General features: G+C 66.6%; 13 protein-coding genes. 7 read left to right on the top strand and 6 right to left on the bottom strand.

Features of this window, described 5'->3' with window-relative positions; genetic code table 11:
* Positions 1-488, top strand: a 488-nt coding sequence (locus VGV06_06525) for a hypothetical protein (protein ID HEV2054814.1), incomplete at its 5' end; no start/stop codon positions are given.
* A 177-nt stretch (positions 489-665) separates the two neighbouring features.
* Here the strand turns inward: VGV06_06525 and VGV06_06520 are convergent.
* On the bottom strand, positions 666-1,124 hold the full coding sequence (locus tag VGV06_06520) for a hypothetical protein (GenBank protein ID HEV2054813.1): 459 nt from the start codon (positions 1,122-1,124) through the stop codon (positions 666-668).
* 539 nt (positions 1,125-1,663) lie between these two features.
* Complete coding sequence (locus VGV06_06515; protein HEV2054812.1) at positions 1,664-1,876, bottom strand: 2-oxoisovalerate dehydrogenase; 213 nt, start codon at positions 1,874-1,876, stop codon at positions 1,664-1,666.
* Positions 1,877-2,011: 135 nt separating this feature from the next.
* Between VGV06_06515 and VGV06_06510 the strand changes: the two genes are divergently transcribed.
* Positions 2,012-2,227 carry a type II toxin-antitoxin system HicB family antitoxin gene (locus tag VGV06_06510; protein HEV2054811.1) on the top strand — a complete coding sequence of 72 codons (216 nt, stop codon included), beginning with the start codon at positions 2,012-2,014 and terminating at the stop codon, positions 2,225-2,227.
* On the opposite strand, the gene VGV06_06505 is transcribed toward VGV06_06510, so the two are convergent.
* From VGV06_06505 to VGV06_06495, 3 genes are all read right to left on the bottom strand, one after another.
* Entirely contained in the window at positions 2,224-3,678 is a 1,455-nt protein-coding gene (locus VGV06_06505) for a chlorohydrolase family protein (protein ID HEV2054810.1), read from the bottom strand. The genes VGV06_06510 and VGV06_06505 overlap by 4 nt on opposite strands.
* Before the next feature lie 3 nt (positions 3,679-3,681).
* The gene (locus VGV06_06500) at positions 3,682-5,220 is read right to left on the bottom strand and encodes an ABC transporter substrate-binding protein (protein HEV2054809.1); all 1,539 of its coding nucleotides are present in this window, start codon (positions 5,218-5,220) and stop codon (positions 3,682-3,684) included.
* Between the two features lie 69 nt (positions 5,221-5,289).
* A complete protein-coding gene (locus VGV06_06495) occupies positions 5,290-5,664 on the bottom strand; it encodes a nuclear transport factor 2 family protein (GenBank protein HEV2054808.1) in 375 nt (124 codons plus the stop codon).
* A 239-nt stretch (positions 5,665-5,903) separates the two neighbouring features.
* Between VGV06_06495 and VGV06_06490 the strand changes: the two genes are divergently transcribed.
* From VGV06_06490 to VGV06_06475, 4 genes are all read left to right on the top strand, one after another.
* Positions 5,904-7,448 (top strand): ABC transporter substrate-binding protein, encoded by a 1,545-nt coding sequence (locus VGV06_06490; protein HEV2054807.1) that lies wholly within the window; start codon positions 5,904-5,906, stop codon positions 7,446-7,448.
* A gap of 17 nt (positions 7,449-7,465) precedes the next feature.
* Complete coding sequence (locus VGV06_06485; GenBank protein HEV2054806.1) at positions 7,466-8,338, top strand: SMP-30/gluconolactonase/LRE family protein; 873 nt, start codon at positions 7,466-7,468, stop codon at positions 8,336-8,338.
* Between the two features lie 7 nt (positions 8,339-8,345).
* Entirely contained in the window at positions 8,346-9,377 is a 1,032-nt protein-coding gene (locus tag VGV06_06480) for an LLM class flavin-dependent oxidoreductase (GenBank protein HEV2054805.1), read from the top strand.
* Between the two features lie 186 nt (positions 9,378-9,563).
* The gene (locus VGV06_06475) at positions 9,564-10,028 is read left to right on the top strand and encodes a hypothetical protein (protein HEV2054804.1); all 465 of its coding nucleotides are present in this window, start codon (positions 9,564-9,566) and stop codon (positions 10,026-10,028) included.
* Here the strand turns inward: VGV06_06475 and VGV06_06470 are convergent.
* Positions 10,025-11,176, bottom strand: coding sequence for an acyl-CoA dehydrogenase family protein (locus VGV06_06470; GenBank protein ID HEV2054803.1), 1,152 nt, complete (start codon positions 11,174-11,176; stop codon positions 10,025-10,027). The genes VGV06_06475 and VGV06_06470 overlap by 4 nt on opposite strands.
* Before the next feature lie 93 nt (positions 11,177-11,269).
* Between VGV06_06470 and VGV06_06465 the strand changes: the two genes are divergently transcribed.
* A partial coding sequence (locus VGV06_06465) for an isocitrate lyase/phosphoenolpyruvate mutase family protein (GenBank protein HEV2054802.1) occupies positions 11,270-11,427 on the top strand: 158 nt, incomplete at its 3' end.

Here is an 11,427-nt window from a genome sequence, read left to right as displayed (position 1 = left end):
ACGCTCTCGTGTTCTCGTCCATCGGGCTTGAACAATTTGGTAAAGCTATCGTCTTTACCGTTGCGGCAATCCGCACCGAAATGCGGGATCGACTGCCGAAGAGAATTACGGATCATCGCACGAATCGTTACTTCGCCAGTCGCGCTCGGGAAACGACGTCAGGCCCAGAGGAATTCATCGCGGAACTGGCGGAGCAACCTCTCGCCGCGCTTCTTCGTACTTCAAGCGAAACTGCTACTGATTACTACGCGACCGGTGGACGCGGAATGTCCGCGCCGGAATGGAGGGAAGCGGCGCTGTACGTTGATCTACTGCCTGACGGCTCGATTAACGACCCGCACAAATTCAGTATGGCCCATGCGGGACTCGATGTCGATTTACTTCGAGCGACTCTCCACAAGTACCGCGCATTACCGGTGATCCTCTGTGATAGTCATAAGTGGACTGAGTTTGCGGCTTCAGTACGTCGTAGCTTGGCGCGCCAATGAGTCACGAAGCTCGCGTGCTGTTGCCTCGGACGACGTTTCGCGAAGAGCTCGCCTGAGGTGCATAGCTGGTATAAACCCGCTCTCGGACACGGCGGCCCTTGTCAGTCAGGGCACGAGGGAACGTGGGCTACCCAGACACCGGCCATGAACGTGCGCAGGACGCTCGCAGTATTCCGCTCAGATCTTGTAGACGACGTCGGTTCTGCGGGCCCGGTCGGCGATCTTGATGCCCACCGAATCGCCCGCCGAGGCCGTCTGGACGGGCTGGTGCTCGATCTGCATGGACTCGACCTTCTGCGTGATGTCGGTGGTGTGGCCCTTGATGCGTATCATGTTCCCGACCGAGACGGGGGCCAAGAGCTTGAGGGTCATCACGTTGACGTGGGCGAAGTAGTCTTCGACCTGGCCCAGGAGGACACCACCCACGACTTGCTTCTCGGCCGGCAAAGCGGCCACGCCGGGCTTGGGGGTCTTGGCCGACCGCGCGGGGGCGGAGGGCTTGCGCTTGGGAGCCCCCGCGCCGCGGGCGGCCGGCTTGCGGGCGGCCATCTTCGCTTTCCCGGCCACCTTCTTGACGGCCTTTTTCGCGACCTTCTTCTCGGCTTTCTTCCGTGTCTTGGCCTTCTTCTTAGCCATGGTCATGCCCCCACGTCGTTCGATTCCAAATGTATCCTAGCAAGGTCAAGCGCGTAAGTAACATAAGGCCCGCTCTCGGACACGGCGGCCCTTGTCACAGCGCGGATGAATCGTGGCATCTCGCGCCGATCCTGTCAGAGCGCGCCTTACAAGTCAAACCGGAGCCTCGAGGCGGCGAGCGGGAGCCGTTCACCGGGGCGCTCGGCACGGGTAAGCCTCGGGTGACTTTAGCTAGACCCTCGCGGCGGCCGGCTGCAGTGGCGCTTCGGCCGTTCGGCCTTCGCCTGCGTGAGATCAGTGACCGAAGAGATCTTCCGCAAGCTTCTCCCGAGACGTCTCCAGATAGGACGCCACTTCGGCAACAATCGCGCTTAGTGTGCCGACCCGTAGGGCCGCATGGCGGGGGATGGTTATGTGGTGCTCCGCCCCACGGGCCGTCGACGTGAGCCGCAAGTGACTACCGGTTTAGCGGGTAACTTCGTATCCGTGCCGACGGAGGAGCGAGGCGAGTGCGGCGCCCGCGAGGTCTCGCGGGAGCTTCAAGCAGGAATGACCTCGTCCTTGACCAAGTGTAGCCGGATGAGCTTCGGCCCCGCACCATCCTCATAGTGACAGCGAACCGCGTCCCGGACCATCGCCTTCAACTCCTCGACTGTCTCGGCTTGCGTGTATATGGGGCAGCCGAGCGCGCGAGCAGTGTAGCCGCCCTCCGGCGACTCTTCCACGGCAAAGATGATCTCCGTGTCTTCCATTGATTGCCTCCTTGGCCGATTATAAGCTGCTTGAGGCGGGCTTTTCACGTTATCAGAACCCGATGGCCAGCACTCGGCTTGGTTGAGCGCGATACTGAAGCAGGCGGGCCTGAGGAAAGCAGGGGGTGACGGATGATGCGGTACATGGTTGTGATCGAGCGAGGCGATACGAGCTGGGGAGCGCATGTCCCGGATCTTCCTGGTTGCGTTGCGGTTGGAGAGACCCGCGCGGAAGTGCTGCGCCTGATTCGTGAGGCGATAGAGCTTCACATCGACGGGTTGAGGCAGGACGGCCTGCCAGTGCCGGCCCCGAGCTCCGAGGGCGAGATCGTGGAGGTGGGGGCCGCCTAGCCGGCCGCCTTGCGGATGGGAAAAGCCGGCGGCACGATGCGGTCGACACCGGCGCCGTCCCAGCGCCAGCTGGGCACGTGGCTCCAGAAGTTCTGGGTCACCTGCCGCGCCTTCGCATACACCTCGTCCTCGTCGATCCGGACGGTCCGGCCCCCCTGCACCAGGATCTTGCCGTCCACGATCACCGTGTCCACGTCGCGCCCGCAGCCGGCATCCACCAGCGCCTTGATCGGGTCGGTGTAGACCGGGGCGCCGAGGTGGTCGATGTTGATCAGCACGATATCGGCCTTGGCGCCCGGGGCCAGTCGACCGAGATCGTCGCGGCGCAGGAACTTGCAGCTCGCGAGCGTGGCGGCATTGAACACGTCACGCGGCTGGCCGGCCTGATAGTTCGCGTCGGCGACCTTGGCCAGAATGGACGCCCAGCGGAGCTCCGCCACCATGTCCATGGGGAAGGTGTCGGTGCCGATGGCCACGTTCACGCCGGCGTCGAGATAGCGCTGGAAGGAGTTGAGGGTGATGGCCATCTTGGCGTACTTGTACGGACAGTGCCCCACGGTGGCGCCCCGCTCGGCGAGCACGCGCAGGTCGTCGCCGAACGGATAGTGGGTCCAGGGATGCGCCGTGGTGAAGACGCCGTGGCCGATGAGGGCGCGATCGTCGAGGAAGCCGATATCGGCCAGGAACTGGATCGGCGTCTTGCGATACTCGTCCATGATCCGCTGGAACTCGATGAGGTTGCCGCCCGCATGCGTGTGCACGGGCACGTCCAGCTCGCGCGCGGCGTCCTTGCAAGCGCGCAGCAGGGGCTCGCTGCACGTCTCGACCTGCGACGGGTTCAGCATGCCGCGCAGGCGTCCCTGCGCCGCGCCGTCGTAGGCGCGGATGAAGGCGACCGTGTCCTTCAGCCCCTGCGTGCCGAGGGCGGCGTCGTAGTCGTAGTACAGCCGCCCCTGGGCGTCGTGGAAGGTATTGCGGTCGCGGAAGGGCGGGCTCCCGTACACGCGCACACCCAGCTCGTCGACGAGGCGCACATATCCTTCCCAGTCCCCGCGCTGGCCGCCGACGTCGATGATGGTGGTCGCGCCCTGCTTGAGGGCGTGGAGAAAGACGAAGGTGCGGAGCGCCGCAGCGGCCTCAGGAGGCGGCGGCGTCATCTTGCCCTTCAGCGGGGCGGCGAAGCTCATGTAGTTGGAGGTGCGGTAGTCGTTCTGCGCCATGTCGAGCAGGAGGTAGTCGCCGCCATTGCCGGAGGTGTGCACGTGAGTATTGATGAACCCGGGCGAGACCAGCTTGCCCTTCGCCGACAGGCGCGCGTCGACCGCACCCGTGTACGCGCCCCCGGCGTGGACAATCCGGTCGTCCTCGAAGACGACGCTCCCCTGCTCGTGCACTTCATGGCCCTTGCCGTTGAACGCCACCACCCAGCCGCCTTCGATGAGGGTTTTCATGGTTCAGGGCCGCTTGAGCTTGAGGTCTTCGTAGGGCGACATGTAGAAGCCGGAGATCGGGGTGGCCAGGATGTCCTCCACGCGCGGTCCGATCCCGGTGGGAAAGCCGAGGTGGTACACGGGCGCCTGGGTCACCTGCTCCTGCAAGATGCGCTGGATCTGAAACAGGACCGCCTCGCGCTTCTTCCGGTCCAGCTCCCTGGCCTGTCGACGGAAGAGATCGTCGATCTCGGGCAGCGCGCCGAAGGCGAAGGCCCCGTTCTTGGTCACGAAGGACTCGAGCCGCGTGGCCGCATTGCCCGAGACCCCGCTGATGGTGAGGACTACACCATGCAGCTTCTTCTCCCGCCACGCCGTCATGAACGCCCCACGCTCCATGGTGCGCATGCGCGTGCGGATGCCGACAGCCTGAAGCCATCCCGCGATGGCTTCACCCATGGAGTTGTAGGGCGGGAAGGGCGTGATCTCTCCGGCGTCGAAGCCGTTGGGGTAGCCGGCCTCGGCGAGGAGCTGGCGGGCGCGCTTTGGATCGTAGGGAGGCGCGTCGATCGCCAGGGCGAAGTCGAAGTCGCGCGGCACGATGCTGCCGGTGGGCCGTGACAGGCCCAGCGTCTCGGCCTGGTTGAGGGCCTGGCGGTCGATGGCGAGGGTGGCGGCCAGCCGCACGCGCCGGTCGGCCCAGGGCGACTTGGGGTCCCACTGATCCGGGAAGTCGAGCCAGAAGATACCGAGGAGCGGTGCCACCAGGCGCAGTCCCGGCGTGCGCCGGATCTCGTCGGCGGTGGGCCCGGTCAGGAGAAAAGCGACGTCGACCTCCCCGCTCTTGAGCGCGGCCGCGCGCGTCGTCTCATCGGGCAGGCTCCGGAAAACCAGACGCTTGATCGAGGGGACTTTGCGCCAGTAGCCCTCGAAGGCTTCGAGCACCAACTCGACGCCCGGGTTGAAGCTCACGAACTTGTAGGGGCCTGCGCCGATGGGCGCCTTGCGAAAGCCCTCTTCACCCACCCGCTCGACGTACTTCTTGGGCACGACCCAGCCGGCGCTGGCGACGAAGGTGCCGTAGTAGGCCGGGAAATCCGGCCACGGCTCCTTGAAGACGAACCGCACGCGATTGGGCGCGGGCGTCTGGATCTCCTTCACCGTGTCCTTGAGAATCTTCGCTCCCCCACCCCGGTAGCGCTCGAAGGAGAACTTCACGTCGTCGGCGGTGACCGGATCGCCGTTATGGAACTTGGCGCCCTGCCGCAGGGTGAACTCGGCGCTGAGTCCGTCCTTGGCCATGGCCCACGACTCCGCCAGGCTCGGGGCCGACCCGCTTCCGGGCAGCGGCTTCACCAATCCGTCGTGGAGCGCGTAGAGGAGGAGAAAGGGCGTGATGGTGCTCTCGCCCTCCGCGGGGTCCAGCCAGCGCGTGACGGGACTGAAGTGCATCGCGAAGGTGAGCGTGCCCTCGGGCGCCGCCCCAGCGTCTGACGTCCCGACCAGCAGCAGCGCGGCGCAGAGGAGGGGCAACCACTGACGAATTGGTCCAACTCGCGACATGGATTGAGACCCTCCTTTGCGAGGTAGACTCGCTACCGGCCGATGGCCCGGCGCACGAGCGCTCGCGCCTCAGCAGCGAGTGACGTGGGCGGAGACGGCGAGCCAGCGCCCCTGCCGGCGGGCCCACACGTCCGTGTAGCGGCCGGCCGCCTGCCGACCATCCGGCGCGTTGTAGGTGGTCCGCGCGTGGATGATCGCGAAGTCCCCCATGAGGCGAATGTTGACGTCGTGGACCTCGAGGTTCGAGATCTTGACGGGAAGCGCGGTCTGCTTCAGGAAGGCGCTCCGGTCGACAAGAGAGCCGTCGGGGTTGCTGCAGAGGAAGTCCTCGGCCAGGATCTCATCGAACCGGCGGACATCCGACATCTGGACGGAGCGGATATAGTCGCGGTTCAGATCGCCCAGGGTGTCGAGATCGGACTTGGCGGCGGTGTCGGTGCGCATGCTATGTGCCCTCCGGCGCGTGAGGATGCGGTGCGAATAGACGCGACGGCCACCTTACTCTCGCCCGATGACGTTGTCCAACGTAGGCTGCGCTGCCGACCATGACGCCGATCCTGCCAGATCGGTGCTGGCGGATCAATGTGGAAGGCGGGTCGTCCTTCGGCCTGACTTGTGTCATTCTTCCGGGAACCTCGGAAGGACCGGGGCCCTGCCGAGGACCATCACCGGGGGGAGAGAGCATGACTGGCAAACGCGGTCGGGCGCTGGGTTGTCTGATTCTGTCGTGGCTCTTGCTCGCGGGCGCGCTCGAAGGCGCCTCGGCCCAGACGAAGCCGGAGGGCGAGATGCGCTGGGCGCTCTACGTGACGCTGTCGCCTGTTTGGTTCGATCCGGGCGAGGTGTCGGGCCAGCTCACGCCGTTCTGGGTGCTCTATGCCCTGCACGACGCCCTGGTGAAGCCGATGCCCGGCAACATGCTGAGCCCGAGCCTGGCGGAGTCATGGACGGTCAGCGCCGACCAGCGGGTCTACGAGTTCAAGCTGCGCGAGGGCCTCAAGTTCCACAACGGCGATCCCTTCACCGCCGACGACGTGAAGTTCAGCTTTCACCGCGCGAAGGGCTCCAAGACGCTCCACGACAAAGTCCGGGAGGTGGTCGTCGTCGGGCCGTCTCGCGTGCGGTTCATTCTTCACGAGCCCTGGCCGGACTTCATGACCTTCTACGGCTCGATCGTGTCCGGCTCGGGCTGGATCGTGCCGAAGAAGTACGTCGAGCGAGTGGGCGACGACGGCTTCAAGCGGGTGCCCGTCGGGCTCGGGCCCTACAAGTTCGTGAGCCACACGCCGGGCATCGAGCTGGTGATGGAAGCGAACGAGGGCTACTGGCGAAAAGTCCCCTCGGTCAAGCGCCTTGTCTTCAAGAGCGTCCCGGAGAGCACGACGCGGATGGCGATGCTGAAGCGGGGCGAGGTCGATATCGCCTACCTGCTCGACGTCCCGCAGGCGCAGGAGGTCAAGCGCGATCCCAACCTCAAGCTGGCCTTCTCAGGCGGCATCGCCACCTTCTACCTCGACTTCCTCGAGCAGTGGGATCCGAAATCTCCGTGGCACGACCGGCGCGTGCGGCTGGCCGCGAACTACGCGATCGATCGTCAGGCGCTGAGCGACGCGGAGACGCTGGGGGCGTCCAGGCCCGCGGGCAACCACGTCCCGCGGACCTTCGAGTTCGCCCTGCCCCTCGAGCCGTACCCGTACGACCCCGCGAAGGCGAAGCAGCTCCTCGCGGAGGCGGGCTACCCGAACGGCTTCGACGCCGGCGAGCTGCATCAGCTCCCGCCGTACTTCTCGCTGGGCGAGGCGATCGTCCAGTACATGCGGGCGGTCGGGATCCGGCTCACGATGCGGCCGATGGAGCGCGGCGCCTATATGGCTCTGATCTCGTCGAAGAAGGCCAAGGGCCTCTGCGTCTGCAGCACCGCGCTCTACGGCAACGCGGCCTCGCGCCTGTCGGAGATCATCCCCAGCGACGGCGCGTGGGCGTACGGCGGCTATCCCGACATCGACGCGCTCTTCAAGCAGCAGGCCCTGGAGACGGATCGCAAGAAGCGGGAGGCCATGCTGCACCAGATCCAGCGCCTCGTGTATGAGCGCGTCAGGTATGGCCCCATCTACGACTACATCTGGCCCAGCGGGGTGGGCCCGCGCGTGGCCGAGCCCGCGCTGATGCTGATCAACCCCTACCCGTGGTCGGCGCCCCTCGAGGAAGTTCGCCTCAAGAAGCCGTGAAGGAGGAGTCTCACACCATGGCTGATGCGCTCTCTGCGATCCTCGAGACCCGGGAGGCGGAACGTCTCGCCACGGGGTTCGTCTTCACGGAAGGCCCCCTGTGGCATCCCGACGGCTTCTACTATTTCGTCGACGTTCGATCGAGCGTGCTGTACCGGCTGACGCCCGGCCGCGCTCACGAGGTCGTGCGGGACAAGACGGGCGGCGGCAACGGCACGACGTTCGACCTCCAGGGGCGGCTGGTCCTCTGCGAGGGGGAGAACCGGCGGGTCACGCGCACGTCCGCCGACGGCCGCATCGAAGTCCTCATGGACCGGTTCGAGGGCAAACGGCTGAACCGTCCCAATGATCTAATATGCAAGTCCGACGGGAGCATCTACTTCACCGATCCCGGCCTGCGCGTGCCCCTGGCGGAACGCGAGCTGACTTACGCCGGCGTCTACCGGATCGCGCCCGACGGAGGGCAGAGTCTCGTGGCGGACTTCGAGTACCCGAACGGCCTGGCATTCTCACCCGACGAGCGCCTGCTCTACGTGGCGAACACGCGCTGGGCGCAGTACATCCACGTGCTCGAGCTGGACGCCGGCGGCGCGATGGTGCGGCGGCGCATCTTCGCCGACATGTCGTCCGACGAGACGGACGGCGTGCCCGACGGCATGAAGGTCGACGTGGAAGGCCGCGTCTACTGCACGGGGCCGGGAGGCACGTGGGTCTTCGCGCCCGATGGAACGCGGCTCGGGATCATCCGGACGCCGGAGGTGCCCGCCAACCTCGCCTTCGGGGGCCCCGATCTCAAGACGCTGTTCTTCACCGCGCGCACCTCCGTGTACACGCTGCGCGTCAAGGTGCCGGGGCAGCCACAGCCGTACTACCGTGTCCGGTCGAGGTGACGGGAGCATGACCATTCACTTCGGGACCTTCCTGCTCATGCAATCGCCTTCCGCGCGCCCCTCGCAGGAGATGTACGCGCGGGCGATCGACATCGCCCAGGCGGCCGAGGCGCTCGGCTTCAACAACGTGTGGCTCGCGGAGCATCACTTCTCGACCTACGGCTATCTCTCGCGGCCGGCCCAGTTCGCGACGTACATCGCGGCGAAGACCACGCGGCTCCGGGTGGGCACGGCCGTCATCGTGGTTCCCCTCCACCACCCGCTCGTGGTCGCCGAGGAGATCGCGACCCTCGACCTCCTGGCCGGCGGCCGCGTCGACATCGGGCTCGGGCGCGGCTACCAGCACTACGAATTCGAGCGGCTCGGGCTCGAGTTGGACAGCGCCCGCGGGCGCTGGGAAGAGTCGGTCGACGTCATTCTCCTGGCGTTCCGCGGCGAGCCGTTCAGCTACGACGGAAAGTACTTCAAGATCCCCGAGACGTCGGTGTTCCCGCAGCCGCTCCAGAAGCCGCACCCGCCCATCTGGGTCACGGCGCAAAGCCCGGAATCGGTGGAGGCCGCCGTACGCCGCGGGTTCAACGTGCTCACGGGCGGCTTCGGCGTCCCGATCGAGCGGATGGCGGAGTTCCGCCGGCTCTTCGACCGCGTCGTGGCCGAGGTCCGGCCTTCGCACCCGCTGGAGGTCGGCGTGCAGCGCGCCGTCTACGTGACGCACACCGACGCTGACGCGCGGGCCGCCGCCGAGGAGGCCCGCTGGAACATGAGGGTGACGCTCAGCCTGCGCAACCACTACGAGCGCGTGGAGCGCGGACGCGCCATCCCGGTGCCCGCGGCAAAGGAGCCCGACATCGACGACCTGCTGGACCGCTTCCTGGTCATCGGCACGCCGGACACGTGCATCCGTCAGATCAAGCGCATCCGGGAGCTGGTGGGCATCTCGCACTTCAACTGCAGCTTCTGGTTCGGCGATCTCGAGCAGGCGCGCGTGCTGCGCTCGATGGAGCTATTCGCGCGCGAGGTGATGCCGGCGTTCGGCTAGAGCCTCTCGCGTAATTGAGTCACAGATCTGAGCTCGAGAAATTAAGTGCTTGCGTGTCACCGTAATCGGCGAGACTCATTAGAGCCTCTGGTCGGGATGGGTGGCCGAGAACCCCTGAGAGACCTGGACGTAAGCGGGCGGCGGGTGCGGTGAACAGCGGTGGAACGAGCCAATAGGAGGGGCGACATGACGACTCAGAATTCGGGACTCAAACAGGGCGCAGTGTTGATGGCGATCGCGGCCCTCGCTTTCATCGGCTACGCAGTGGTGTTTTTCATCCGCAATTTTACCTCCACCGGCTTCGAGCTGGGCGTCGAGACGCTGAACGGTGTCACGCGGGACCAACTGAACGCCCTCAATCCGGCGATCGTCCACTACATCGGGCATCTCCACGTGGCCACGGCCGGCTTCATCGCGGGCACGGGCATCGCCGTGGGCGCGCTGTCCTGGTACGGCGTGGCACGCGGGGAAATGTGGGCCTGGGTGGCCGCCGTGGTCGCGCCCGTGGTGGCGCTGGCGGTTGCGCTGCCCTACCACTACACGGGCACCTTTCAGTTGAATTGGGTGACGCATCTGGGCCCGATCTATCTGGCCACCCTCATTTTTGTTGTGGGCGCCCTGATAGCGCTGCGCGCGATGACACGACGCTAGAGCCTGTCCTGGTCGATCGGAAGCCCCAGCCAGTGGCGGCCCACCAACTCGTAATGCGCGATGCGCCCCTGCAGGTGCTGGGTGATCACGTGGATGTCCTGGAAGTGGCGCTGGATGAGGTGCCCCTCGTAGGCGGCCGTCGCGCCGGCGGCGTTGTAGACGGTGTCGATGACCTGCGCCGCCAGCCGGATGCCGTGGGTGGTCGCGAGGCGCAGGATCGCGCGCCGCTCCAGGCTGACCGCGCCGGCCGTCGCCTCGCCCCAGATGTCGCGGACCGTCTCCATGAGGAAGGCGCGGCCGGAGCGTAGGGCGGCTTCGGCCTGGCCGACGCTCACCTGGACCATGGACTGATCCCGGAGAAGGGCCTGCATGGCCCGCGGCGTCTTGGCACCGGCCAGCTCGACGAAGGTGTCCAGGCACGCGCGGGCCATTCCGAGCGCGACCGCGGCATCACCTGAGGCGAACGCGAGAGTGCGCGGGATCTTGTAGAGCGGTCCCTCTTCCAGCAGCTTTGCTGTGGCGGACAGCACGGTGCGCTCCGCGGGCACGAAGACGTCCGTGACGGCGAAGTGGTGCGTGCCCGTGCCGCGCATGCCCCGCACGTGCCAGGTGTCGAGCAGCTCGGCTTCGGCGACCGGCACGAAGAAGTAGCGCGCCTCGGGCTGGCCGTGCTCGAGCCTGACCTGGCCGTTCTCGACGACCTGGGCGTGCGCCGCCACCCACGCGGCGTGCCGGCATCCGGTGCTGAAGCCCTGACGGCCGGTAACGCGATAGCCGCCCGGCACCACGACGGCCTTCGCGGTCGCGGCCGGAGTATTGGCGACAACGCTTCGTGGCGCATCGATCCAGATCGCGCGGGCGACCTCCCGCGGCATCCGGGCCGCGTAGGTGCCGAAGATCGCGCCCTGGTTGACCGCCCACCCGGTGCTGGCGTCGGCCTTGCCGATCTCCTCGATCACCTCAACGTACGTCGGGAACTCGCACTCGCCGCCGCCGATGGCGCGCGGCACCGCCAGGTGGAACAGGCCGGCGTCCGCCAGGGCCTCGAAGAGCGGGCGCGGCAGCTCGCGCGCGGCGTCGATCTCGTCGGCGGCGGACCGGATCTGCGGCGCCAGCTTTCGCGCGGCGTCCAAAGGCAATGCGCTCATGTCAGGCGATCCTGCCAGAGCGCGGCGGCGAGGTCAAACCGGAGTCTGGACGCGGACTTTATGTCTGCTATGCTCTCCGGACGGAGGAACCCTATGGCGACGACGCAGAGTGAGAAGGCCGCGCACTTCCGGGCGCTCCACCAGGCGCCAGGCGCATTCGTGATTCCCAATCCCTGGGATGCGGGTTCGGCGCGCGTCCTGGCGGGGCTCGGTTTCGAGGCGCTGGCCACTTCGAGCGGCGCCTCCGCCGG

This window comes from Candidatus Methylomirabilota bacterium (genome assembly GCA_035936835.1).
Classification (GTDB): domain Bacteria; phylum Methylomirabilota; class Methylomirabilia; order Rokubacteriales; family CSP1-6; genus AR37.
This window is presented reverse-complemented; position numbering and strand designations above follow the sequence as displayed.

Coding starts and splice junctions, on each gene's coding strand:
- VGV06_06505 (HEV2054810.1), bottom strand. CDS start 3,678: ATGAAAACCCTCATCGAAGGCGGCTGGGTGGTGGCGTTCAACGGCAAG.
- VGV06_06470 (HEV2054803.1), bottom strand. CDS start 11,176: ATGAGCGCATTGCCTTTGGACGCCGCGCGAAAGCTGGCGCCGCAGATC.
- VGV06_06515 (HEV2054812.1), bottom strand. CDS start 1,876: ATGGAAGACACGGAGATCATCTTTGCCGTGGAAGAGTCGCCGGAGGGC.
- VGV06_06510 (HEV2054811.1), top strand. CDS start 2,012: ATGCGGTACATGGTTGTGATCGAGCGAGGCGATACGAGCTGGGGAGCG.
- VGV06_06500 (HEV2054809.1), bottom strand. CDS start 5,220: ATGTCGCGAGTTGGACCAATTCGTCAGTGGTTGCCCCTCCTCTGCGCC.
- VGV06_06495 (HEV2054808.1), bottom strand. CDS start 5,664: ATGCGCACCGACACCGCCGCCAAGTCCGATCTCGACACCCTGGGCGAT.
- VGV06_06520 (HEV2054813.1), bottom strand. CDS start 1,124: ATGGCTAAGAAGAAGGCCAAGACACGGAAGAAAGCCGAGAAGAAGGTC.
- VGV06_06490 (HEV2054807.1), top strand. CDS start 5,904: ATGACTGGCAAACGCGGTCGGGCGCTGGGTTGTCTGATTCTGTCGTGG.
- VGV06_06485 (HEV2054806.1), top strand. CDS start 7,466: ATGGCTGATGCGCTCTCTGCGATCCTCGAGACCCGGGAGGCGGAACGT.
- VGV06_06480 (HEV2054805.1), top strand. CDS start 8,346: ATGACCATTCACTTCGGGACCTTCCTGCTCATGCAATCGCCTTCCGCG.
- VGV06_06475 (HEV2054804.1), top strand. CDS start 9,564: ATGACGACTCAGAATTCGGGACTCAAACAGGGCGCAGTGTTGATGGCG.